Source organism: Pusillimonas sp. (assembly GCF_044464525.1).
In the GTDB taxonomy this organism is placed as follows: Bacteria; Pseudomonadota; Gammaproteobacteria; order Burkholderiales; family Burkholderiaceae_B; genus Pusillimonas.
Window position 1 is genome coordinate 35,333 of record NZ_JBIQLE010000010.1, and the last position, 23,922, is coordinate 59,254.

24 protein-coding genes are annotated in these 23,922 nt (G+C 59.0%); 9 read left to right on the forward strand and 15 right to left on the reverse strand.

The window, feature by feature from the left end; translation table 11 throughout:
* Positions 1–38: 38 nt before the first annotated feature.
* Complete coding sequence (locus tag ACIY1O_RS07485; RefSeq protein WP_397474467.1) at positions 39–878, reverse strand: fumarylacetoacetate hydrolase family protein; 840 nt, start codon at positions 876–878, stop codon at positions 39–41.
* A 180-nt stretch (positions 879–1,058) separates the two neighbouring features.
* On the opposite strand from ACIY1O_RS07485, the gene ACIY1O_RS07490 reads away from it, so the two are divergent.
* A complete protein-coding gene (locus ACIY1O_RS07490; RefSeq protein WP_397474468.1) occupies positions 1,059–1,736 on the forward strand; it encodes a GntR family transcriptional regulator in 678 nt (225 codons plus the stop codon).
* A gap of 5 nt (positions 1,737–1,741) precedes the next feature.
* Here ACIY1O_RS07490 and ACIY1O_RS07495 read toward each other — a convergent pair whose 3' ends face one another.
* Genes ACIY1O_RS07495 through ACIY1O_RS07535 form a run of 9 tightly spaced genes read right to left on the reverse strand, consistent with a single transcriptional unit; the run spans position 1,742 to position 9,906 of the window.
* The gene (locus ACIY1O_RS07495) at positions 1,742–2,533 is read right to left on the reverse strand and encodes a class II aldolase/adducin family protein (protein ID WP_397474469.1); all 792 of its coding nucleotides are present in this window, start codon (positions 2,531–2,533) and stop codon (positions 1,742–1,744) included.
* 20 nt (positions 2,534–2,553) lie between these two features.
* Complete coding sequence (locus ACIY1O_RS07500; RefSeq protein WP_397474470.1) at positions 2,554–3,603, reverse strand: ketopantoate reductase family protein; 1,050 nt, start codon at positions 3,601–3,603, stop codon at positions 2,554–2,556.
* 53 nt (positions 3,604–3,656) lie between these two features.
* Positions 3,657–4,667, reverse strand: a complete 1,011-nt coding sequence (locus tag ACIY1O_RS07505) for a zinc-binding dehydrogenase (RefSeq protein ID WP_397474471.1) — start codon at positions 4,665–4,667, stop codon at positions 3,657–3,659.
* Positions 4,668–4,675: 8 nt separating this feature from the next.
* Entirely contained in the window at positions 4,676–5,524 is an 849-nt protein-coding gene (locus tag ACIY1O_RS07510; RefSeq protein WP_397474472.1) for an ABC transporter permease, read from the reverse strand.
* Positions 5,511–6,287 (reverse strand): ABC transporter permease, encoded by a 777-nt coding sequence (locus ACIY1O_RS07515; RefSeq protein ID WP_397474473.1) that lies wholly within the window; start codon positions 6,285–6,287, stop codon positions 5,511–5,513. The genes ACIY1O_RS07510 and ACIY1O_RS07515 overlap by 14 nt, the downstream gene beginning before the upstream one ends.
* Positions 6,284–7,276, reverse strand: a complete 993-nt coding sequence (locus ACIY1O_RS07520; protein WP_397474474.1) for an ABC transporter substrate-binding protein — start codon at positions 7,274–7,276, stop codon at positions 6,284–6,286. Before ACIY1O_RS07520 ends, ACIY1O_RS07515 begins: the two co-directional genes overlap by 4 nt.
* 13 nt (positions 7,277–7,289) lie before the next feature.
* Entirely contained in the window at positions 7,290–8,033 is a 744-nt protein-coding gene (locus ACIY1O_RS07525; RefSeq protein WP_397474475.1) for an ABC transporter ATP-binding protein, read from the reverse strand.
* Positions 8,033–9,079, reverse strand: coding sequence for a 2,5-dihydroxypyridine 5,6-dioxygenase NicX family protein (locus ACIY1O_RS07530; protein ID WP_397474476.1), 1,047 nt, complete (start codon positions 9,077–9,079; stop codon positions 8,033–8,035). The genes ACIY1O_RS07525 and ACIY1O_RS07530 overlap by 1 nt, the downstream gene beginning before the upstream one ends.
* The gene (locus ACIY1O_RS07535; RefSeq protein ID WP_397474477.1) at positions 9,073–9,906 is read right to left on the reverse strand and encodes an alpha/beta hydrolase; all 834 of its coding nucleotides are present in this window, start codon (positions 9,904–9,906) and stop codon (positions 9,073–9,075) included. Before ACIY1O_RS07535 ends, ACIY1O_RS07530 begins: the two co-directional genes overlap by 7 nt.
* Before the next feature lie 92 nt (positions 9,907–9,998).
* Here ACIY1O_RS07535 and ACIY1O_RS07540 point away from each other — a divergent pair, with 92 nt between their 5' ends.
* Positions 9,999–10,883 carry an NAD(P)-dependent oxidoreductase gene (locus ACIY1O_RS07540; protein ID WP_397474478.1) on the forward strand — a complete coding sequence of 295 codons (885 nt, stop codon included), beginning with the start codon at positions 9,999–10,001 and terminating at the stop codon, positions 10,881–10,883.
* A gap of 46 nt (positions 10,884–10,929) precedes the next feature.
* Here the strand turns inward: ACIY1O_RS07540 and ACIY1O_RS07545 are convergent, their stop codons facing one another.
* Positions 10,930–11,679: a helix-turn-helix transcriptional regulator gene (locus tag ACIY1O_RS07545; RefSeq protein ID WP_397474479.1), complete on the reverse strand. Its 750-nt coding sequence runs from the start codon at positions 11,677–11,679 to the stop codon at positions 10,930–10,932.
* A 222-nt stretch (positions 11,680–11,901) separates the two neighbouring features.
* On the opposite strand from ACIY1O_RS07545, the gene ACIY1O_RS07550 reads away from it, so the two are divergent.
* Complete coding sequence (locus ACIY1O_RS07550; RefSeq protein WP_397474480.1) at positions 11,902–12,921, forward strand: carbon-nitrogen hydrolase family protein; 1,020 nt, start codon at positions 11,902–11,904, stop codon at positions 12,919–12,921.
* Positions 12,922–13,087: 166 nt separating this feature from the next.
* Positions 13,088–15,958, forward strand: coding sequence for a phosphoenolpyruvate carboxylase (gene ppc, locus ACIY1O_RS07555; protein WP_397474481.1), 2,871 nt, complete (start codon positions 13,088–13,090; stop codon positions 15,956–15,958).
* Here ppc and ACIY1O_RS07560 read toward each other — a convergent pair whose 3' ends face one another.
* Genes ACIY1O_RS07560 through ACIY1O_RS07570 form a run of 3 tightly spaced genes read right to left on the reverse strand, consistent with a single transcriptional unit; the run spans position 15,959 to position 18,670 of the window.
* Entirely contained in the window at positions 15,959–16,963 is a 1,005-nt protein-coding gene (locus ACIY1O_RS07560) for an MBL fold metallo-hydrolase (protein ID WP_397474482.1), read from the reverse strand.
* Between the two features lie 10 nt (positions 16,964–16,973).
* On the reverse strand, positions 16,974–18,110 hold the full coding sequence (locus ACIY1O_RS07565) for an alpha/beta hydrolase (RefSeq protein WP_397474483.1): 1,137 nt from the start codon (positions 18,108–18,110) through the stop codon (positions 16,974–16,976).
* 8 nt (positions 18,111–18,118) lie between these two features.
* On the reverse strand, positions 18,119–18,670 hold the full coding sequence (locus ACIY1O_RS07570; RefSeq protein WP_397474484.1) for a VOC family protein: 552 nt from the start codon (positions 18,668–18,670) through the stop codon (positions 18,119–18,121).
* A 103-nt stretch (positions 18,671–18,773) separates the two neighbouring features.
* On the opposite strand from ACIY1O_RS07570, the gene ACIY1O_RS07575 reads away from it, so the two are divergent.
* Both ACIY1O_RS07575 and ACIY1O_RS07580 read left to right on the forward strand, forming a co-directional pair.
* A complete protein-coding gene (locus ACIY1O_RS07575; RefSeq protein WP_397474485.1) occupies positions 18,774–19,763 on the forward strand; it encodes a LysR family transcriptional regulator in 990 nt (329 codons plus the stop codon).
* A 43-nt stretch (positions 19,764–19,806) separates the two neighbouring features.
* Positions 19,807–20,301, forward strand: coding sequence for a flavin reductase family protein (locus ACIY1O_RS07580; protein ID WP_397474486.1), 495 nt, complete (start codon positions 19,807–19,809; stop codon positions 20,299–20,301).
* Positions 20,302–20,372: 71 nt separating this feature from the next.
* Here ACIY1O_RS07580 and ACIY1O_RS07585 read toward each other — a convergent pair whose 3' ends face one another.
* Positions 20,373–21,032, reverse strand: a complete 660-nt coding sequence (locus ACIY1O_RS07585; RefSeq protein ID WP_397474487.1) for a Crp/Fnr family transcriptional regulator — start codon at positions 21,030–21,032, stop codon at positions 20,373–20,375.
* Positions 21,033–21,164: 132 nt separating this feature from the next.
* Between ACIY1O_RS07585 and ACIY1O_RS07590 the strand changes: the two genes are divergently transcribed.
* The 3 genes from ACIY1O_RS07590 to ACIY1O_RS07600 are packed head-to-tail and all read left to right on the forward strand — an operon-like array spanning position 21,165 to position 23,912.
* Entirely contained in the window at positions 21,165–22,376 is a 1,212-nt protein-coding gene (locus ACIY1O_RS07590; RefSeq protein ID WP_397474488.1) for an acyl-CoA dehydrogenase family protein, read from the forward strand.
* A gap of 28 nt (positions 22,377–22,404) precedes the next feature.
* Positions 22,405–22,824 (forward strand): RidA family protein, encoded by a 420-nt coding sequence (locus ACIY1O_RS07595; protein WP_397474489.1) that lies wholly within the window; start codon positions 22,405–22,407, stop codon positions 22,822–22,824.
* 56 nt (positions 22,825–22,880) lie between these two features.
* Positions 22,881–23,912, forward strand: a complete 1,032-nt coding sequence (locus tag ACIY1O_RS07600) for a TRAP transporter substrate-binding protein (protein WP_397474490.1) — start codon at positions 22,881–22,883, stop codon at positions 23,910–23,912.
* Positions 23,913–23,922 lie beyond the last annotated feature (10 nt).

The following is a 23,922-nucleotide window of genomic DNA, read 5'->3' on the forward strand; positions in this document are numbered from 1 at the left end:
GGGTGCTTTTATGTGATTCGCCCCCCCCTTTTTTGAGGTTAAGCTTCGTCCACGATGGGGTTGCGCAGCGTGCCCAGCTTTTCGACTGTGACTTCGCATACGTCGCCATCGCGCATGATCAATTTGGGGTCGCGCGCCCAGCCAATGCCGGCGGGCGTGCCCGACACAATGATGTCGCCGGCTTCAAGGGTGATGGCCTCGCTGATGATGGAAATCAACGTGGCTACGTCGAAGATCATGTCGGAGGTATTGGCCGACTGCACAACTTCGCCGTTCAGGCGGGTTTCGATCTTCAGGCCCTTGGCTCCGGCGGGCAGTTCATCAGCCGTGACCAGGTCGGGGCCGAAGCCGCCGGTGGCGTCGAAGTTCTTGCCGACTGTCCATTGGGGCGCCTTGAACTGATATTCACGCACCGAGCCATCATTGAAGACCGAGTAGCCTGCTACGCAGCCCAGGGCGTCTTCTTTAGAAATATGGCGCCCGCCTTTGCCCAGCACCACGGCCACCTCGCCCTCGAAGTCGAGAGAGTCGGAAACCTTGGGGCGAACGATGGGCTGATCGTGGGCGATCAGGCTGGTGTGCAGGCGCAGGAACAGAGTGGGGTAATCGGGTTGCTCGTAGGGGCTCTCGGCCGTGTGGTCGGCGTAGTTCAGGCCGACACAGATGATTTTAGTGGGCCGGGTAAGCGGCGGAAGCAGCTTGGCGTCGGCCGCTTTCACGGTTTGCGAGGCCTTGCGGTTATTGGCATAGGCGGCCAGATCGGTGCCGTTGGCAAGCAGCGACTCGAGGCTTTCGTTACTAATGACGTCGATGTCGCCTTGGCCGTTGCGCACGCCCAATGCGGGCTTTCCGTTTAGTTCTATGGATACATACCGCATGAGTGTCCTCTCGGGAAAAAAGAGTTGTGTTCAAGAAATATATCGTCGATTCAAATCCTATGCCAAAATATATACAAAATCAAGTTTTATAGATTAATTTTATTGGACAGGCTAAAATAGACACCATCACGGCTCTTAGGCCTTCGGCCAGGGGCTTTATTTGTACCTGGATACAAGAAATTGAGCGCCGATCCCAATAACGTCCGTACCACGGCTTCGTCTCTGCAGTTAGCCATCCGCCAAGACCTCATCAATGGGGTGTTTCCAGCGGGGGCCAAGCTGCGCATACGCGAACTTGCCGAGCGATACGATGTCGGCACGATCCCATTGCGCGAGGCGCTGTCGCGTCTGTGCAATACGGGCTTTATCGATGCCATCGATCAAAAAGGCTTTCGCGTTTCCGACGTCTCCGAAGAAGAACTGCTCGATATCACCCGAACCCGCCAAAAGCTCGAATCTCTGGCCTTGCACGAGGCGATTGAACGCCATGACGGCGAATGGGAAGGCCAGGTGCTGGCCGCATATCATCAGCTCAAACGCGTGCCTCTGCACCTGGAAGGGCCCGAAAAAAACATCAACCCCGATTGGGAACGCGCCCACGACTCGTTTCACGAAGTACTTATTTCGGGCTGCCCGTCCACCTGGCTAAAACGCTTTTGCGCCACCATGCGCGAACAGACCGCCCGCTATCGCGCCTTGTCCGCCGGCATAGGCCATGCCGAGCAGCGCGATGTAGACGCCGAGCACGCGGCCATAGTCGATGCCATCATCAAGCGCGACGCCGATCTTGCATGTACTTTGTTGTCCGGCCACTTTGCGGCGACTTCTCGCCTGGTGGCCCGCCTGCTGAAAGACTAATCGGCTTAAGGCTCGATCTGCAGCCCCAGGCTTGCGTGCATCTTGCGAACCATTGCCTTGAAGAATTTGTCGGCGAAGCCGCTGTCTCGAATGAGCATGGCGGTAAGGTCGGCGCATTTTTGCTGCACCTCTTCCGGTAGTGGAACGTCCTCGCCAGGCAGGGCGCCTGCGGCGCACTGAACCTCGGCGGCGCGCTGCACCGTCCATAGCAAGAAGAACGCCTTGGCGATGCCGCCTTCGGCCACCGCAACACCATGGTTACGCAAAACCAGAATATGCTTTTCACCCAGGCTAGCCACCATGCGGGGCTTTTCGTCGTCGAATAAAGTGATGCCTTCGAAATCGTGATAGCCGACGCGCCCGCGTAACTGGGCGCCATAGAAGCTGTTGTGATCGAACCCCGCGCTCTTTTGCGCCACCGCTGAAATGGGGGTGGTGTGTGTGTGGATGATGCAGCGGATATCTTCGCGGGCCTCGTGCAAGGCAGCGTGCAGCGCAAAGCCCGCCGGGTTGCCGTCATGGGGCGAGTCTTCCATCTTTTGGCCCGTGATATCCACCTTGAGCAGGTTGGCGGGCGTAACCTCGGTGTAATTCAGCCCGAACGGGTTGACCAGGTATTCGTGAGTGGGCCCCGGTAAGCGCGCCGAGATGTGGTTGAAGATGGTTTCGGTCCATCCCATGTAGTCGATCAAATGGTAGCAAAGGGCCAGTTCGGTGCGTAGCGCCCATTCTTCATCATTGCAGTGAACGGGTCGTCCGGCATTGAAAGAGGCGAGTGTCTTGGCTTGTAGGGTCATGATGGGCCTTGTTTAAAAGGTCAGGCGCGCAGTGCGCGCCCGGCTTCATCGCGAAAGTGAGCAAGAGCGAGAATATCGTGCGTAACAGGCATCGGAATGCCTTGCAGCTGTGCAAGCTCAAGTACGGCGTCGCCGATGGCGGCCAGTTCGAGCCGGCGCCCGGCCAAGGCGTCTTGCAACATGGACGTGCGCACGGGGCCCATGCCTTGGGCTTGTTCAATAAAGCTTGGCGGGTCGAAATCGATGCGCGCACCGTAACTGGCGGCCAAGGCCAGGCATTCGTTCATGACCTTGCGCACGATGGGCAGCAGGCGCGGGTCGCCGTACAGGGTGTCGAGCGTGGCCCCGCTTATGACTGAAAGCGGGTTGGACGTAAGGTTGGCGATGATTTTTACCCACAGCGGGTCGCGAATGCCAGGGCTAAGGCGCGATTCAATGCCGGCATCATTGAGGGCCTGTACCAAGCGCGCCGCGCGCGGGGTTTCGGTGTGATCGAGCTCACCCAGCACCACCAACATGTGGTTGGTGGATGAAGCCACCCCTGGGGCCAGGCGTTCGGCGGTTAGAAATTGCACCGCGCCCAGCACCTGTTCGCTTGGAAGTGCTTGCAGAAGCTTGCCGTCGGGGTCTACCGCATTAACGCGGCGGCCCGCGTGCCTGCCCGAAAGACGCTGAAAATACCACCACGGCACGCCGTTGACCATCGGGATGATGCAGGTTTCGGGCCCGATAAGGGGCGCAAGCAAGGGCGCGATGCCGGCCAGGTCTTGTGCCTTGGTGCATACCAAGACAGCGTCTTGCACGCCGAGCTCTTGGGCGTTATCGCTGGCGGCCACGCGCGCCTGGATGGTTTCCTGGGCGTCGCCGCGTTCCAGGCGCACGCCGTCGGCGCGCACGGCTTCCAGCGTGGCGCCACGTGCAAGCAGGCTTACCGATACCCCGCCATGGGCCAGCATGGCTGCCAGGCTGCAGCCGATGGCTCCGGCGCCCGCAACCGCAATACGCAGCGGCGCCTGCCCGGCTGTTGTTGAGGCGCTAGCGGCTTGAATGGAATTGTTGGATGTACTCATGGACAGGCTCTTCGACCCGTTGCTGAGGCTTTACTCTAGCATCAATTTCGTCCTTAATCTTCCAGGCGCACCAGATGCTTGCCGATGCCGTTGCCGTCGAGCATGGCTCGCAAGGCGGCAGGGGCGGTGGCCAAGCCATTATGAATAGTTTCGTCCAGCTTGATGTCTCCGGCCGTGGCTGCTTTAGTCAGGGCCTGGCCGGCCTGAGCAAATGCGGCTGCGTGATCCCAGACCAGAAACCCCTCGATATTAAGGCGCTTGTAAAGTATGTCTTGCGAATTGATTCGTGCGGCCTGTCCACTGTAAGCGCTGCTTTGGCCGCATAGCAGCACCCGCGCTCCGTCGTTTGTGCTTTGCACCGCGGCTTCGAGTATTTCACCACCGACGTTATCGAAGTAAAAATCTATGCCCTTGGGGGCGGCCGCCCCCAAGGCGTCGGCCCAGCTCGTTACCGTGTGGCGATTGATTGCGGCATGGAAACCAAGCTCTTTTAGCCGCGCGCATTTAGCGGGGCCGCCGGCTATACCGACCACTCTAAGCCCGCTTAGCCGCGCCAATTGGCCTGCAACGGCCCCCACCGTGCCTGCCGCGCTGGAGATCAGCAGTGTCTTGCCTTCTTGGTCGAGCTCGTTGCGCAACAGGCAATGGTGCAGCCCCAGCCACGCAGTTAAGCCCGGTACGCCCAATACCGATAGATGCCAGGTCTCGGGGGCGGATGAGCTGGGAATGGTTACAAGGTCGGCGGCGCTGACCGTAGCATAGCGCTGCCAGCCGAATTCGCCGCGAACCAGTGTTCCGGCGGGAAGTGCGCCTTCGATGACCGTGCCCAGTCCGCGCCCCGCCATTCTTCCCTGCAGCGGCACAATCGGCCCCATGGCGTCGCCGGCGGCTCGTTCCTGCAGATAGGTGTCCATCGAAAGCCAGCGAACTTTAACCACCGCTTCGCCCGCCTGGGCGGGGACGATAGCGGTGTCGACCAAGGTGAAATCATCCGTCCCGATTTTTCCAGCGGGATGTCGTATGAGGCGAATTTCCTGGTTTTGTGGCGCGATGGACATGGACATTGAAGGGTTTAGCCTTGCCCGCCGAAGCGGCGGGAGAGAGGTGAGATCAGAAGGCGGTCTCCCGCCCAGAACAGAATGACGATGACCAGGCAGGTCGCCAGCACGGTGTTGCCGTCGGCATAGCTTTGCGCGCGCACCATTAAGTATCCCAGCCCGCTTTGGGCGCCGAACATCTCGGCGATAAGGGCGATTTTCCAGGCGACCCCGTATGCGATGCGCAGCGCCGCGATGAAGTAGGGTAGAAGCTGCGGCAGGATGATGCGCACCAGTAGCCGGAAGGGGCGGCGCGTAAAGCTGTAACCCATTTCGGTCAGTTCTGGGTCGAGCACCCGCACGCCTTCACTGATGTTGATCAGGCAATAGGGTACTAGGATCACCACTTGAATGAACAGCACTGTGGGCGTGGAGACCCCGAACCAGATTGTGGCCAATATGGCCCAGGCCACGGTGGGAAAGGAGATAAGAAACGGCTTGAGCAGATTATGTATGACGCCTTCGGTGGCGGGAACCCAGCGCGGGAGAAGGGCCAGCAGGCCGCCCAGGAAGATGGCTGCCGCAACCGAGCCAAGCACCCGTAAAAGGCTCCACACCCAATGCAGGGCAAGAGACGGGTCGAACATGATGCTTAGCATCCGGCCGCCGATGTCGAGCGGGTCGGGCACCAGCACCTGGCCCATCGAGCGGCTGGCCAGCCACCAGGCAAGCAGCAGCACCACCACCATGCCGTCGCCAATCAAGTGAGAGGCAAAGGGACGCGTCGCGGGAGGCAAATTAGCCTCAGGCGGCGTCCGACCGAAATCCTTGGGCGTCGGCCTTGAGTCGGGAGACGAAGCCGAGGTGCGTTCAGGAGTATGCATAGGTCTTGCTGATGCGTCGCTGGAGGGGATCGAGCACCAAATGGTCAATGAGCTGAAACAGAATCACCATGATCAAAGCGACCGCGAAAATAAGAGGGGTGTCGACTTCCTGGCTGGCGATGTTGACCAGGTAGCCCAGGCCCGTGTTGCCCCCGAACAGTTCGGTTATAAGCACGACCTGGCAGGCCATGCCGAAGGTGATGCGCAGCGTGGCGAACAAATAAGGCACAAGCAAGGGCAGCATCACCAAACGCACCTGCCGCACGCGCTTGCGCGTGAAAGAGCGCGCCATTTCGATTTGCTCTTCGGGTAGGGATTCATAACCGGCTCCCAGGTTGACCAGCACAAAGGGCAGCAGAATGGCGGTCATGGCGACCAGCACCGTGGGAAGCCCTATGCCAAGCCAGACCACCGCCAGGATTGTCCAGCCGATGCTGGAAAATGAATTGGCAAACGGAGACAGCCGGTGATGAATTGCCAGCCGCAATACTGGAACAAAGTGCGCCAGAGTGGCAAGCAGGCCGCCCAGCACGAAGGCGGCGGCCATCGATGCGGCAATATGCCCTAGTGTGGCGACGGTATGCTGCGCGTAGCTCCAGTCGCTGATGAACCGCAGCATATTATTCAATACCGCCAGCGGGCGGGGCACAAGATACGGGGGGTAGATCGTACTTAGTACGATCCACAGGCCCAGCACGCCAGTTGCAAAGCTGTAGGTGGCGATGCGCTTGTTGCGCATCGCCGCAGACGCAGTTGTCATCATTCAGTGGTGACGGCGTCCGCCCAGAAGTATTTTTCGTTATCGGGTTCCTGTTTGAGCACACCCCGCTTATGGGCCAGATCCCATAGCTTGATGATGGCTTTGCGGTCGTCATCCGTCAGAACGTTTGGCGACTCGGCATACCCTGCGGATAATGCCTTGAAGAAGTCTGGATCGATGTTTTGCTCTTCGGCAACAGCACCGTAGACTTCGTCGGGATTCGCGCGCAGGTACGCGGCCGACTCGGCCATCATGCGCCCGAGCTCTTTCATGGCCTCAGGCCGCTCCTTGATTTTTTCCGGGTAGCTGACATTGATGGAAGGAATCATGCGCAAATTCCACAGTTCGTACATGTCGCGAGCCGGAGTCGCCACAGGCCGGTAGTCGCCTGACTTTGCAACGCGATAGTTCTGGCTGAGGATGGTTGTGGCGGCGTCCACCTGACCGGCTGCAAGCGCGGCTTCAATCTGGGGCACCGGCATTTCAACGAATACGAAATCGCCGCCCAGCGGGTTCATGTTGACGTTGTGGCGCTCTTCGGTTGCAAAGCGAAGCAGGTTGAAGCCCGACGAGCCCAGCGAGGGCACGGCAATCTTCTTGCCCTTGAGGTCTTGCATGGTTTGATAGGGGCTGTCTTTCTTGACCCAGATGTTGTGTCCCTCTCCCTTGGCGTTATAGCGGTTGGCGGTCGAAAGAATCACCAGGGGCAGCCCTCGGTCGGCCGAACGCTGCACGTTGATCACATCGGCCTGGATGGCGTCGTATTGCTTGGTGGTGGTGGCCTGGATCAGTGCGGGAATGGACAAAGCCGTCATTTTGACTTCGATCTTGTCCGAGGTGACCTTGCCGTTTTTCATGGCCCACAGTGCGGCTTCGTACATGGGGTCCATCTGATAGGCGTAGGTGACGGTTTCTTTGGCTTGTGCTGCCGCTGTGCCCAATAGTGAGCATAGGGCGGTTACGGCCAGGAGCAATTTTGCGCGAGCTTTCATTTATGTCTCCTCGTTATTGAGTCAGTAGCTGTTCGAGTCGCCCGCGCAAGGTTTGCGATACCGGCGAGGCCAGGTTGCGCGGGCGAGGTTGATCGATGTCCATGATGTCCAGAACGCGTGTGGGCTTGGGGCCCAGCACCGCAATGCGGTCCGCCAGGGACAGGGCGTCGTCGATGTCGTGGGTGACGAATACGACGGTCTTCTTGTAGAGCCTCCAGAGTTCCGCGAGCTCGTGGCGCAGGAGTTCGCGGGTTTTCAGATCGAGCGCCGAAAAAGGTTCGTCCATCAGAATGATGGGCGGGTCCAGCAAAAAAGCTCTGGCAATGGCCACGCGTTGTCGTTCGCCGCCCGAAAGCATGGCGGGCGTCTTGTGCAAATCGTTGCCTAGCCCCAGGCTTGTCAGCAATTCGGCGGCGCGCTCGCGATATTTGCGTGCCGACCCGCCGAACCGAAGTTGTCCGGCCAGGGCTACGTTGTCGATGGCGGTACGCCAGCCTGCCAGGCGCGGCGATTGAAATATGAATGCGCTTTTCTGCCAGGCGTCTTGAGCCGGCTCGCCGTCTACGCGCAATGCGCCGGTTGAGGGTTCAATCAAGCCCGCTATCAAGCGCAACAGAGTCGATTTGCCGCAACCCGAGGGCCCCAGCAAAAAGAAAAACTTCGACTCGGGAATAGCGAGTGACAGGGATTCGTAGATTGAGTTACCGGCCAGCGTCAGGCCAACCTCGTGCACATCGATATAGGGCTGGGCGGCCATTACGACAGCTCTCCGGTTAGCGATCCCGAGTCGACGACGCAGCGGTCATCCAGGAAGACGCTGCAGTTGCGCATGGGGTAGTCGAAATGGCAGCCCGTGTAGCGGCCTGCGGTTTCGTTGGCGCCGGTCGAAAACAGAAAATTTCCGGCAAATGCCCGCAGTTCAGTGCCGTTGGTGTCGCGCTTGTCGTACATGGCCATGGCATCCCAGCGGGCGGCGGGCGCCATCCCCCAGCCCACGTGGGCCACGGCATAGGCATCGGGCTCGTTCCAGCTTTTGTAGTACCCCCGTATTAGCTCGGCATCGATGCCGCTGCCGTCTATAGCGATCACGTAATCGTTTTCGATGTGGAAAACGACTGCGGATTCGATATATCGCTTGAACGTCAGGTTGACGTCGCCCGGTGCCAGGACAAGTGTGCCGTTGACGCTGCCGGGGCGCGGAAAGCAAATGCACAGGCCGGCGGGCCAATAGCCGAAGCTGCCGGGTTGGTCGGCAATGCCCGCGCTGCCCCGGCCTTGCGTGCCTTGCAAGTTGACCGTCAGTGCGGTGCCGGCCTGCGAAGTGACCTTCATGGCTTCGGCATCGGTAATCAGCTTGGCTCCGGCCAGGCATTTGTCCTGAAGCTGGGCTGACGGCTTGAGTCGTTCAAGGATCTCGGGGTGTTCGTTGCTGATCATGAAGATCCGCGCGCCCCTGGATAGAATGGCGGCACGTTCGGGCGAATGAAGCAGCCCTTCGACCGTGCAGTCGATGACCACATCGCAGGAAGCCAGCAATTGCACTATTTGTTCGAGCTCGCCGATGGCTTGTGTGGCGCCCGTCGAACGCACCGGGATGGTTGTTTCCAGGCGTGGGGTCGGCATGCGCACATGAAACGCGCGTGCGCCCATCTGAATAAGGGCCAGTTCGGCAAGCTCGACCAAAACCGGCCGAGACTGGGTTTCTGACAAAATGGCGACGACCTCGCCGGGCTTAATCTTGCACAGGCCAAACACTTCGACGAAATCCGCCACCCATTTGCCTTCGGCTCGTTCTATCAGCATGGCTCGAACTCCTTGTTCAGGCGTTGGTACCAAGAGTTGTCCGCCGCGCCTAGCGCCAAGTGCGTGTCGAAGTGTCCCGCGCCCGGCACGATGCCATGTGTAACGGCGCATCCCAGCTGTTGCAGCGCGGCGACCATGGCCTGCGAGCTGGTGCTGACGCGCTCAAAGTCATTTTCACCCCAAATGATATGAAAAGGGACAGAGTTTTTCTTGACGAAGCACAAGGGACTGGCCTCGGCATCTTGCGAGGGGTCGGCCAGCACCAGCTTGTACACACGTTCTTCGCCGCCGCCCGGTTTCGGATTGGCGGTTCGCAGGTCGAAACGGCTGCTGACGGGAAAACAAGCCCGTATCCAGGGGAGATTGTTCCGCAGCATGGCCAGCGCCGCCAGGTGGCCGCCGGCTGAATGCCCGCCGATCACCACGCGCTTCTCGTCATAGCCGCGTTGGCGAATAAGCTCGTGAACGGCGGGCAAGGCGGCACAGACGTCATCGAAAGCGGCCGGCCATCGATGTTCGGGAGCCAGGCGGTAAGTCAGCCCGATGAACACTGCCGGCATTTCGAGCACGGCTGGCGCCATGAAACGCAACCAATCAAGGCCGCCGTGCGTCCAAGCCCCGCCGTGCAGGAAGATGAGCACGGGCGCATTGGCCGCGTTTGAAGGCTCATACACCTCGAAGCGCTGGCTGGGCAGGTCGCCATATGCGATGCTCAGAACCGGGTCGACATGTGCGAGCCGTCCCAGTTCTTCAACGCGACGCGCGTAGGCCGCGGCTTCGGCAGTGGACATGGGGGCGGGGCGTGGGGGCTGCAACGGCGTATTCATGTCTATGAGTCTAGCGGGCCAGGTCGCGGGCCGCCTACTATCCTTAAGGATAGGGACGCAGTCGTTTACTCGGCACGCCACGTGGTGGTAATTTGACTGCTACGCGAAGGTTTACATCGGAGTGCTTTGCAATGAAAAAAATCGGCTTTGTGGGTTTGGGGAGAATGGGCATGGCGATGGCTGGCCGGCTGGCTGAAGCCGGCATGGACGTCATCGCATGGAATCGCAGCGCCAAAGAACCGCCCCAGGGTGTGGCAATTGCCGCTTCGCTTGAAGATCTGGTGGCTCGCAGCGAAGTGATCCTGTCCATATTGAGCAATGATGAAGCTACTTTGGAAGTTCATGCACGCATGCTCGCGGGCGGTTCCGGCCGGGGCAAGACATTCGTCGAAATGGCCACGATACGGCTTGATACGGTGCACAAGCTGGCGGACATGGTCGGCGAGGCGGGGGGCGTTTTCATCGAGGCGCCTGTTGTCGGAACGGTGGCCCCGGCCCTTCAGGGGAAGCTGCTAAGCCTAACAGCGGGAGACAAGCAGGCCGTGGATTCGCTGCAGGATATCTGGCAGGCCTACTCTCGCCGTGTCGTGTATTGCGGGCCTGCCGGTCATGGCATGGCGATGAAGCACTGCGTCAATAACCTGATGAGCGTCTATTTTGCGGGGCTGGCCGAAGCCCTGGGCGCGGGTTCAGCGGCCGGCCTGTCGCTGGATGCGATGCTGGATGTCATTTTAGACACGCCCGCCGCATTGCCCGCCTTGGCGCCCAAGGTCGAAGTGATAAAGGGGGCCCGCACGCCGGTGGCGTTCAGTGTTGCGGGGGCGGTTAAGGATATGGGTGTCATTGTGCACAGCGGCTCCCAGAACGGCCTGCCCATGAATCTTACGAAGCAGGCGTTGGCCTTGTTCAGTGATGTGGCGCAGGCAGGAAACGCCGACAGCGACCTGGCGCTGGTGGCGCGGCACTATATCAAGTGAGCAGGGGCTGGCCGCATTCGATAAACAGCGGTAAGCCGAATTTCTGCTAGGTTGAATTCGACTGATAGGCCAGCACAATGGCTTCGGCTCGACCGGCCACACCAAGTTTTCGGAAAATGGTTTTGGTATGGAGCTTGACGGTAGACAAAGATACGCCCAGCCGACGCGCGATGAGCTTGTCGGGCATGGCCTCCAGCAGGCATTGCATCACTTCGCTTTCACGCTCGGTTAGGTTGGCCCAAGGAAACGGCGCCGGACGGCGGGCGCCCAGGCAGGCTTTTTCGATGACCGGTAGGAAAGCATTGAGCGTTTGAAGCGTATCTGCCGAGAATTCGCCTTGCGTTGCGCTTCTGCCAAGCCGCAGGCCGGCGATGATCTGGTTATCGGGGTCGCGCAGCAGCAGTTCAACCTTGTGCGCCACGCCGATGGGTTGCATGAATTCGCGCACGTAGATGGGGTGGCTATGGATGCCGCCGCGTACATCGGTGGCGGTAATAATAGACCGCCGGCTACCAGAAAAGTAACGCGGATGAAACGGGTCGTAGCGGCGATAGGTTTCGCCATAGGGCTTGATCCAGCGTGTTTCGCCGCCCAGCACCACATGCGCGCCCGGTTCGAGATCGGGGCCGACCTCGTAGAAGCAGCCGCGCGCGACGGGCACCAAGGCGCCCGCAACCTGCAGGATGTTCTGCTTGAATTCGGGAGACAACTGGTGGATGGTCATGATCGCAACAGTAAATATTCGGTAGGCGTGATAGACACCAGGATATCGTATGTCCTTTCCGGGTCGTCTCATATTGGCGTTATTGCTAAGCAGCGTGGAATTCGACAGGCCTGCTCTTACGGAAGAAGAACAATTTCCACAAATTATTGCGCCGACGCTTGACGCCAAAAGGTCGAGGCCGGGGCATTGACGTTTGCCACCCGTTGGGGCATTGTTGCTTCTTGAAATCGATTTTTTCGGCAGGGGGCGTGTTCGCTGCAAAAGCCCCCAGCAATTAATACTCAGGAGCCTCCCATGGCAGACGTATTTCCCAAATTCAAGGCGGCGGCCGTTCATGCCGCGTCGGTGTTTCTGAACCGCGACGAATCCATTGAAAAAGCCTGCAGGCTGATCGAAGAGTCGGCCGAGCAAGGGGCCGATTTGGTCGCCTTCCCCGAAACCTTCGTGCCCGGCTATCCGTTCTGGATCTGGACACATACGCCCACGCGCGGGGCGCCGCTGTACTACGAGATGTACACCAACAGCGTCGAGATCGGCAGCGACGCCACCAATCGCATTGGCGCGGCCGCTCGCCGCGCGGGGGTATACGTGGTGCTGGGCATGTCCGAGCGCGAGGGCGGCACGCTGTACAACACCCAGCTTTATTTTGATCGCAGCGGCCAGATCATGGGCCGGCATCGCAAGCTGCAGCCCACTCATGTAGAGCGCACCATCTGGGGCCGAGGCGACGGCTCTGACCTGCCGGTCTTCAACACCGACATTGGCAAAATGGGCGGCCTGATCTGCTGGGAACACACGATGGACCTGGCACGATATGCGCTTACCAGCCAAGGCCAGCAAATCCACATCGGATGCTGGCCGGGCATTTCGGCCCTTACCCACGACCCCAACTCGGGTTTCTTCAACCAGGTGGTCGAGACAGCGGCGCGTTATCACGCTTGGGCATCGCAAAGCTTTGTCATCAACGTCAGCTCGCGCATCGACGACGAAGTGCTGAAACGCCTCGACCTGGTCGACCAGCCCGACATGATCCGCACGGGCGGTGGCTGGAGCGCCATCATCTCGCCCACGGGCCGCATGCTGGCCGGCCCCAATATGGACGAAGAAAACATACTGGTGGCCGATATTGATCTGTCCGAAATCGTATTCTTGAAATACGCCTGCGATTCGGCCGGCCATTATGCGCGTCCCGACATCTTGCGCCTGGCCACCAACCTTAGCCCACAGCCGGTTTCCCAACCTTTCGGAGAAGTGCCTTGGCGCCATGAAGACGCCCGCCGCAGCGAGCGCGAGGCCGAAGCCGTCGAAGAATAAAGCAGGGCCAGACCATCATTAACAAGCAGGGGGCCGGCACCGTAGTGCCGGCCCCCTGCTTGTGCTCTGATTCTGGTTCCCAACAGCCCTGGCGTAGCGGCTTTTTTTCCTGCTACAGTTGTTGCTGCGCAGCACAATTAGCGCGGATAACGATAAGGATGGGTTTATGAGACAGCTTCCGGCAGCACGTAATTTCTTCACTGATTCCGATGTTCCGCCTCTGCGCGCCTACGTGCGTTTGTTGGGGCGCACGCTGGGCGAAGTGATCAAAGAATGCGAAGGGCAGCGTGCTTTCGATGTGGTGGAGAAGCTTCGCCAGGTGGCAGTACGGCTTAGGCGTGAGGGAAATATGCGCGACAGCCGTGCGCTTGAACGCCAGATTGCAAGACTGACGGACGGCCAGGCCACCCAAACGGCGCGGGCGTTCGGCTATTTTTTGCATTTATCGAATATTGCCGAAGATCGAGACCTGGTTCAGCGCCGCCACCGCCACGAGCTGGTCAGCGCAGAGCCCACCCATGGCAGTCTTGCGCACACGCTGGACGCCTTGCGCGGCCGGGGCGTGGGCAAGGCGCGTATTCGGCGCTATCTTGAAACCGCCCACATTGCGCCGGTATTAACCGCCCACCCCACCGAGGTGCAGCGTAAAAGCACGTTGGATTTGCATCGCGCCATTGCCGAACAGCTGGCCTTGTGCGATGAGGCCCTGACGGACATCGAGCGGCAGCGCGTCAGGCAGCGCCTGGCGGGCTTGGTGGGCACCATGTGGCACACTCGCATGTTGCGCCAGCAGAAGCTGACGGTGCTTGACGAAATCGACAACGCGATCTCGTACTATCGAAGCACCTTTCTTGAAGCCATTCCGCGCCTGTACCAGGATTTTTCCGATAGGCTGCATCCAGTGCGCCGGTCGGTCTTCGACGTTGATGTGCGCATGTTGCCGCCGTTTCTAAGGATGGGAAGCTGGATAGGCGGCGATCGCGACGGCAACCCCAACGTTGACGCCTCGGCGCTGGAACAGGCGCTGCTCAAGCAAAGCGCTTGCGCGCTTGAGCACTACCTGACCGAGCTCAAGGTGCTGGGCACCGAGCTTTCTCTTTCTTTGGCCATGGTCAAGCCCTCGGCTGAATTGTGCGGGCTGGCGGCGCAGAGCGGTGATACATCGGCTCACCGCACCGACGAGCCCTATCGGCGGGTGTGCATTCATCTTTATGCGCGCGTTGCCGCCACAGCGCAAGTTCTGTTGGGGCGATCGCTGGCCATGTTCCCCACGTACGCCGCCGAGCCTTATGACAGCCCCGAGGCTTTGCGCCGCGACCTGGATATTATGGCTGAATCGCTTCAGGGCCATAACGGCGCACTGGTTGCGCGCCTGCGCCTCGATAAACTGCGGCAGGCGGTCGCTGTGTTCGGTTTCCATCTGGCCACGCTCGACCTGCGCCAAAGCTCCGATGTAAACGAAAGGGTCATTGCCGAGCTGCTTTGCGCCGCCGGCATCGAGCACGGCGGTAAGCCCGTTGACTACGCCAAGCTGGATGAGGCCGCGCGCATCGATTTGCTGCGCCGCGAGATCCGCCAGCCCCGGCCGTTGGCGTCGCCCTGGTTGCGCTATTCAGACGAGACCGAAAAAGAACTGGCCATATGGCGCATGGCCGCCCAGTGCAGGCGCCGCTTCGGCGCCCGCTCTATCGAGCAGGTAATCGTGTCGCACACTGAAACTTTAAGCGACTTGCTTGAAGTGTTGCTGTTGCAGCAAGAGACCGGCCTTTGCGCCCCGCCGGGCCAGGCGCGCCACAACGGCGGCGGCTTGATGGTGGTGCCGCTGTTTGAAACCATCCCCGACCTTGAATGCGGGCCTGACATCATGGACGCATGGTTGGGCCTGCCCGAGGTAGCCGACCGTGTACAAAAGGACCAGGCCGGCGTGCAGGAAGTGATGCTGGGCTATTCAGACAGCAACAAAGACGGCGGCTACCTGACATCCAACTGGACGCTTTATTGTGCCGAACGCCGTTTGGTGGAAGTGTTCAAGGCGCGGCGCACGCGCTTGCGCCTGTTCCACGGCCGGGGCGGCTCGGTCGGGCGCGGCGGCGGCTCTACCTTCGATGCCATCGTGGCCCAGCCCCCGGGCACCATCGACGGGCAAATACGTCTTACCGAGCAGGGTGAGGTTATTCAAGCCAAGTACAAAGATGTCGAGGTTGGCACCAGCCATCTTGAACTGCTGGTGGCGGCCACCCTCGAGGCGGGCCTGACGCCCGCGCGGTCGGCGGTGCGGGCAGAGCACGACAACATGGCCCGCTTCGGAGACACCATGCATTTCGTATCAGAGGCGGCGCAGCATGCCTACCGCAGCCTGGTCTACGACACGCCTGGCTTTGCCGAATATTTCTTCGCCTCGACTCCCATACTTGAAATTGCCGGCCTTAATATCGGGTCTCGCCCCGCCGCGCGCAAGCCGGGTCAAAAAATCGAAGACTTGCGTGCCATACCCTGGGGGTTCTCCTGGGCTCAATGCCGTTTGCTGCTGCCCGGCTGGTACGGGGTCGGAACGGCCTTGTCGCAGTACATCGAGCAAGGCTGCGAGGGCGCCCCTGCCGAACGCGAACAGCGTCTGCAGTTACTGCGCGACATGGCGGTTTCCTGGCCATTCTTCAGAATACTGCTCTCGAATATGGAACAGGTGCTGGCCAAGGTCGACATGAATATTGCCCAGCGCTATGCCGAGCTGGTCCCCCACAAGCGCCTGCGCGATTATTTCTTCGGCTGCATCCGGCAAGAGTTCGACCTGACGCTCGATATGTTCCGCAGCGTTGCGGGCCACGAACTGCTGGCCAACGATGAGCCGCTGCGCTCGGCCCTGGACGAACGCTTTGCCTACGTTGACCCGCTTAACCGGCTGCAGGTTGAGCTGTTGCACCGCTTGCGAACCAAGTCTCGCAGCCGTCGCGAAAAGCAGTCGCTTGAAAGCGAGATTCAGATCGCCATCCACCTGACCATCAACGGAATTGCTGCGGGGTTGCGAAACTCGGGGTAGCTACGTTACAGACGTTGCTGCTGGAGCCTTTGGTGCATCCAGTAAAATCTGCCACAAAGTCTGGTCGCGTTCCGCGGTCCAGACTATGGGGTGTTCCACTCCATGCAGTTCGTCCCATGCGCGAGAAACGCCAAAGGGCAGCACGTGTTGGTATAGAGGCCACTCGCCAAAGATGGGGCGCATGGCGGTGTCGGTACGGACATAGCAGGCGCGTAGGTCCTCGCCTGCTTCGATACCGGCACTTACGTTAGAAAGCAACGCCTCTATGAAACTGCGGGTTGAGGCCGTGGCCTCGCGACAGGCGTCCAAGCCTTGCAGCACTGCACCCCGGCCGGGCACCAGCGTTGTCGGCGCCATCGCATCGACAGCGTGCAGTGTTTGGCTCCAGTCGTGTAGATAGGCATCGCCAGCATATACGCCGCAACGGTTCTCTACCAGATCGCCCGAGAACATGACACCACAATCGGGCAGGTAGGCTACAGTATCGCCTTGTGAATGACCTCGGCCCAGGCAGCTGAGGCGAATTTCGCGCTCGTCCAGCCAGAGAGTGAGTTCTTTTGTAAAACTGATATCAGGCAGGACCAGTCCAGGGATTTCCTCAACGCCCTGGAATAAGCGTGGAAACCGATCGACCTCTGATTCGAAGTCAGCCTGGCCGCGCGTTACGATCCAATCATGTGTGCCGCGACTGGCGATGATAGTGGCGTCGGGTCCGAATGCGCTGGCGCCCATGACTCTTACCGCATGGTAATGCGTCAAAACGATGTACTTCACAGGTTTATCAGTTACGCTTCTTATGTCGAGCAGAAAGTCTCGCGCCATGCGAGGCGTGGGGCGAGTGTCCACCAGCACCACCGATTCGTTGCCGACGATGAACCCGCAGTTGGGGTCAAAGTCACTGATATAGCCGTAGACGCCCTTGGCCAGTTGGGTGATGCGCGGCCGTTGTTCTCGCGTGTCGGAAGCTGAGGCAAACGCTGGTGTGGCGGGTGAAGGAATAGTCATAGCAGGCTCATTAAATAGAAAGGTTCAGCGCCCATTGCGTAATTTCGTCGGCGGCGAGCTCAATCAGGTCGGGCTGCCCGTGCAAATAATGGTTGCCGCCAGGGATGTCGACGTTGCGTATGCGTGCGCCGCCGGCATGTCGCCATGCGTCTCGCGTGCTTGGGAAAGTGCTTTGATCGGCGGTATAGGTAAGCAGCAACACGGGCACTGAGGTGCGGGCCAAATTATCGGGGCCATCGGCCTGCGAATAAGACGACCATTGCGACAGGAAAGCGGTAAGGGAAGTTGTACGCCCCATGGCGCTTGCTGCATAGTTGACCGCACGCGCATCACCCCAGACGCTGCCGGGGGCACGATCGTTGGGATCAAGAGTTAGGTCCAGGCAGCGTGGATCAGCATGGGTACGATGTATGAGGAACACTTGGTTGTCGGGGGCGCCCGGTGTTGCGCGTAAGAGCTCTAGCCGTCGAAGCACCCATTGTTCTATGCGTGCGATACGGCTGGCCTGAGCTGCACTAAATCGCTCTAAGAACGTTGGTGCATAGGGAACCTGATGGCGCGGCTCGTACATATCGAGCTCGGGGTCGTGCGACAGAGGATCGTGTTCGTCGGTAACAGAGGGGTCAATCCAGTCGCGCAACAGCCGGGAGCGCCCCAAGTGGGCGGCACAAAGCACGATCCCGTCTGCCGGGGGTAGGTCGTCGGGATGCAGGTGGGTAGGAACGCCATGCGGAAACTGGTGTGCTGTGAGCTGTTCAGCTTGTGACTGATAAAAGGCAGCCAATGCGGCTCCACCCGAATTGCCGATAAGTACCACACGTTCATAGCCTCGTTCACGCAGATAACGTACTCCGGCGCCTAGATCCTGGATGACTCGCTCCATTAGCAGCAGCGTGTCGTTTCCCGCGTAACGTGAATTCAGCCCCATGCAGGCCACGCCGCGTTGGGCCAGTGGGGCGATGAGGTAATGCCCCATGAAATTACTGGTCGGATGCATGATGATGGCCGCTACGCGACGGGAGCCTGTGGGCTCGCGCCAGGCGCCATAGATGCGAGGGTGCAGCATCTGCAAGCCCGATTGGCTTTCCATGGCAGCACCGGGCTTGACGTCGATGACGGCAAGGCGCATTTCGGGAAGGTTATGCATGCCCATGCCTATGAGTTCGTCACAGCTGCTGTTGGCTTAATGCAGGCTTTACGACGCGTCCAACTGGCCAACTTTTCATGAGCGTGCTGGGCCATGCTTTCCATGGTCTCTTCCGAGACAAGGGGTGTCGTTAATTCAAGCCTAATGCCGTTCGGATCGAAAAAGTAGATCGACTCGATTATGTGATGGTCAGTAATGCCTAGGACTTGCACGCCTGCAGCCTCAAGCCGAGCTTTGGCTGCCAGCAGTTCCGTGCGGGTGTCGATCCGCAGCGCCAAGTGGTTGACCCACGCTGGTGTATTGCCAGGGGGCGCGCTGACAGTGTTGTCACCCAAGTCAAAAAAGGCAATGTATGAGCCATCGCGCATCTGGAAAAAAATGTGCACATAAGGGCAGTATTCGCCGGTGCTGGGGACATGGTCATTTTCAATGACGTGTACTAAAGGGAGGCCCAGCAGGTCTTCATAGAAATGCCGGGTTTCTTCTGCGTCGCGGCATCGCCAGGCAAAGTGGTGCAGGCTTTGTATCGGCGGCATAGGCAGGTCCGGGCTGTTGGTCATGGAAGTACTCCTGTCGAGGTCGCTTTTATATTTCTAAATCATTAGAAGACAGGTCATCATATAATTCAAACGAATTTTGTTTATTGATTAATGAAAAAATTATATGAATCCATCCTTACGTCAGTTGCGCGCCTTCGTTCTGGTCGCGCAGTACGGTAGCTTCACGCGAGCGGCAGTTCAGATGCACCTGACGCAGTCGGCGCTTAGTGTGCTGGTCCGCGAGCTGGAGCGTGATCTGGGTGTGATTTTGTTCGATCGCCACACACGTCGCGTCACCTTGACCGAGGCGGGCACAGAGCTATTGCCTACGGTTCAGCGAATACTGGGGGACTTACACACGGCATTGACGGAAGTCGGAAAGCTGCGAGAGTTGCGGCGGGGCATGTTGCGTGTAGCGGCTCCGCCTCTTATGGCCTATGTGCTGCTGCCAAAAATACTAGCTCAATATCGCCAGCGTCATCCGGGTATCGACATCAAGGTGGTCGATACTGTGCCCGAGGCTCTGCTCGACGTTGTCAAGCGTGGCGACGTGGATATTGCCGTGGGGCCAGACGATGGGGGCGAGCACGCCAGCGTAATCCGGCAGCCACTGTTTCGCGATCGCCATTGGTTGGTTTGTCCACCTGACCACAAGCTGGTGCATCGCGGTTGCGTGACGTGGAAGGATTTGCGGGACATACCTTTTATCTCGCCCACGCATGACTTCTTGAGGCGCCTATTGCCGCAGTTGGACCTCGCTGGGCGTCAAGTGCTCGAGCAGTGTCAAATGGAGGTCTCATATATGACGACCGCCATAGGCATGGTTGCTGCGGGATTGGGCTTAACCGCATGCCCCACCTATGCAGCTGACTGGGTGGCCGCGAGCGGATTGCGTATGGTGCCAATTGAAGCGCCTGTGTTTTACCGAGAAGTGTGTCTGTACTCGATAAATGGGCGCTCCGCCTCTAGCGCCACCAGTGCATTCGTGGACCTGCTGCGTGGTCACGTGCGGCGTATGGGGGGCTACACGCGAACTTCCGTCAATCGTTTGTCTGCGATTGTGCCCGCAGATACTGAACCGGTGGGTGCTTTCGCATATAAAAAAGGGATGTAGGCTGGCTGCTTCTGCCAGCCGCCTCTGTCCTTCGGGAGTTGTTATGTTATGTGATTACAACGCTACACAAGTTTATCGGCGTTTATTTGGACGTTACCCCACGGGGGTGGCGGTATGCCTGGCTGGCCAAGCGTCGGAGCCTGTCGGCATGACGGTCAACTCGCTAAGTTCCGTCAGCCTTGAGCCTTTGCTGCTGTCATTTTGTGCGGCTCGTGGTAGCCGGACCGCGCAGGCAATCAATAACGCGGGATGCTTCAGCGTGAATCTGCTAACACATCGGCAAGAGGATATCTCGCGCCATTTTGCGGGCAAACCTTCGTCGGGCGCGTTGGACCAATTGCTTTGGGAAGAAGGTTATTGGCGAGTGCGTGAGGCTAATGCGTCTTTTTTGTGTGAGTTGGCTCATAGCATGCCGCTGGGTGACCACGATTTACTGGTAGGGCGTGTTATAGGCATGTCGGGTCCGTCAGCGGTGAATCCGCCCCTGATGTACTTTCAGGGTGGCTATGCAACTCAGCCCGCTGAGCTCCAGCCCTAGGTTCCCGAGGATGCAATGGCTTAGCTGTACTCCACGCGATGCCATGCAATCGACTTCAAGTACTTGACGACTTAATAGGCCCTGGCTTTGCTGGTAAGTACTAGCTTCCCAGCGCACTCCCGAATGTGCCCTGTGCGCTTCAGACGCTGCAGCGTGCGCGTTACCGTGACACGGGTGGTGGCTGTCATCGCAGCAATTTGTTCATGGGTGAGATGAATGTCAACTAGCAGCCCCTCAGGATGAGGCTGGCCGAGTTGCTGTGCCAGGCGCTCGAACAGCTCTAGGATTCGGTCTTCAGGCTTGCGTGAAGCCAAGCGTATGAAGCGGCTCATCATGATGGCCAGCTTCTGGCTGCTGATCTCGAATAAAGCGGCGCCGAAAGCGGGATGGTCACGAAATACCGCCGTCATGTCGGGCAAGGTGAATTCGATAGTCTGAGTGTCGCACAGCGCGAGCGCGCGCGAGAATTTTTGTGTGGTTGGAAAAGCTGAACCCTCGCCCAGGACAGTGTTCGGGCCCATGAGCTCGAGGATCAGTTCCAGCCCATCGGCGGTGATCATGGACACCTGAACCATACCGGAGCGTATGAGATGAAAGCCGAGCGTATGGCTTCCCTGTTCGTACAAGACCTGCCCGGCGCGGTAACGACGTTCCCGGCCCAGGTGAGCGTGTTCCATGAGCAGGGTGATTTGCTCTGTAGGCAGGCGCCAAGTGCCGTGCTCAGTTGCCATAGCATCGATTGGAAGGGACCGGTGAAAGGGAATATTTGTTGGTATCTCGGTATACCGATGACCATGCATGTTGCCACATATAGTATCCCCATTCATCGATTTCAGCGTCAAGCAAGTGTAAGGTCACTTTATATGGATGTCATCATGAGCCGGGTGCGGGAAGGCAGTGAAAACCCAACACTTAAGGCAGTAAGCGCGATCGTTCCGTGGTTGCGCGAGCAGGCGGGCCGCATCGAGTCCGAACGTCGAATTCCATCCGACGTACTCGAGCGGCTGACCGAAACAGGGCTGTTTCGTGTCGCTATTCCCAAGCAGCATGGCGGGCTGGGTCTGCCGTTGGATCACATATGGGAAGCGGTGCTGGCGGTGGGTGAAGGCTGCTCTTCTTGCGGCTGGATCTCCGGCCTGGGCAGTGCCAACCTTCTCATGCTCGGGAAATTCAGCCATGAGGCGCAGGCTGAGGTTTTCGGCGGTGCGCAGCCGGTGATCGTACCGGTGTTGACAGGCGGTGTTGGGCGAGACGTAAAGGTCGAGCTTCGCGACGGAGGGCTGCAGCTGTCTGGTCATTGGCGGTATGCGTCGGGCATAGACGTCGCCAGCTGGGTGGCACTGCTGGTAGATGTTCCGCAGGTCTGCGGTTCGCAAGTGACGCCGCATGTCGTGCTGGTGCCTCGCAGCGAGTTCGGGGTCGACCACGACAGCTGGCAGGTGCTGGGCATGCGCGGTACGGGCAGTAAAGACGTGTGGCTCGATGGAACGTTCGTGCCCGAGCATCGCTGGATGCCGTGGGAGGTGATACAGCAGGGCGGCCGGCACGAAGACTCTCGCAATGGCGCGGCGATCTATGCCAGCCCGGTTAATCAACTTTTCATGTTGTCGGGTCTTGCGGCAATTCTGGGTGTGGCTAGTGGTGTGGCGCATGAATTCCGTCGCTTGGTCGGAAACCGGGTGCGGGCCGCCACGCGTACAAGGCAGATCGACGAACCGGTGTCCCAGATAGATCTGGCTACAGGTACCGCCACTATCCAACTGCTGTGCGACAGCCTGTTGCTGGAGTCACGCCGCATGGAGCAAGCCTTGGCTCAAGGTGCTGGGCTCGATACTGCGGATCGCGCGGCAATGCGCATGCGCATGGTGCTGGCATTGCGGATGGCCGTCGGAAGTGCGCAACGTATGTTCACGGCATGCGGCGGTTCGCTGCTGCCGCAGGGCGCAACCATGGAGCGGCTGTTCCGTGATCTACATGCCATGAGCACACATTTTCTGTTTCAACCCGAACCAATAGGTGAACTGTACGGCAAGCTCCTACTGGGAATCGAATTGCCCCAGGGTACCCGCATATGACATGTACTTGAACTGGATGAGGTAACGGATGAAGCAAGCATACAACCCCACGGATCCGCAATTTCTGACTTCCGATGGCAAACAAACCATTTTCGAATGCTTCGGCTATTCGGCCGCTGTGCGCGGTGGTGATTACATATACATATCTGGCCAAATCGGTCTGGCGCCGGATGGCAGCATTCCCGAGGATGTAGAGGTTCAGATACGCTGCGCGTTTGAGCGTTTGGGGCTTGTGCTTGCCGGGGCTGGTGTCGGCTTTGACGATCTGATCGAGCTGGTGTCCTACCACGTCGGGCTCGCCGATCAGCTCGCGCAGTTCACGCAAATCAAGCGCGAATACGTGTCCGAGGAGCCCGCTCCTGCCTGGACCATTCTCGAGGTAGCGGGCCTGGCGAGGCCAGGGCTTGTCGTAGAGATCAAGGCGGTGGCCTATGCGCCACGCAACTAAGTAACCAAGCATGTAGCCGTTCGACAATACGTTCGACAATATGGAGGAAGACAACCATGTATAAGATCACCAAGTGGCTGGGTATGGCCAGTCTGGCAATGGGACTGTCGGCGGGCGCGCCGGCCATAGGCGGAGAGGTGACGGAGCTAACCGTATCGTCCTGGCTGCCGCCCGGCTACTTCTTTGTCACCAAGGCGCTCCGCCCTTGGGCGGAAAGTGTCGAGCAAGAGACTCAAGGCCGTGTAAAAATCACCATCCTTCCCGCAGCGCTGGGCCGCCCTGCTGCCGCATTCGATGTGGTGCGTCAGGGCCAAGCGGATATTTCCTATGGTGTGCATGGTTACCAGCCCGGCCGCTTCGAGCTATCTAAGGCGGTGGAGCTTCCGTTCACTGGTAACTCTGGCGAGGCGATATCTGCCGCATACTGGCGTATTTTCAAAAAGTACTTCGAGCAGGCTGGCGAGCACCGCGGCGTACAGGTGCTGAGCGTATACACCCACACGCCTGGTCACATCTTTCATACGTCCCGGCCCATGACCACAATAGAAGATCTTCAAGGGCAGAAAATGAGGGTCAGTGGTGGAATTGTCAACGAGGTGGCACAGGCGCTCGGCTTCAGCCCGTTGCTGCAGCCAGCTTCAGAGGTCTATCAAATTCTATCTAATCGGGTAGCCGATGGCGTGCTGTTTACCAACGACTCCATCGAAGGTTTCAAGCTGTCCAGCGTAATCAAGTACTCCACACAGATACCGGGTGGGCTGTACAACACTTCGTTTTTCTTCATCATGAACCAAGATAAGTTCCAAAGTCTGTCTAAGGAGGACCAGGACATTGTCATGCGCTTGTCGGGAGAAGAGTTCGCGCGCATGGCGGGCCGCTCTTACGACGATGTCGCCAAGACTGCATTTGACTACATGAAGACGCACGGCATCGAAGTACAAACCGCTTCCGACACCCTATTGAGTGCCATCCGTGAGCGCTCCGAGCCAGTGGAGGCCGGTTGGATGGAGCAAGCACAGAAGCGTGGCGTCGATGGCAAGCAGGCATTGCACGAGTTACGCACGCTTGCTGCAGAACTGGCTCAATAGAAAAAGTAAG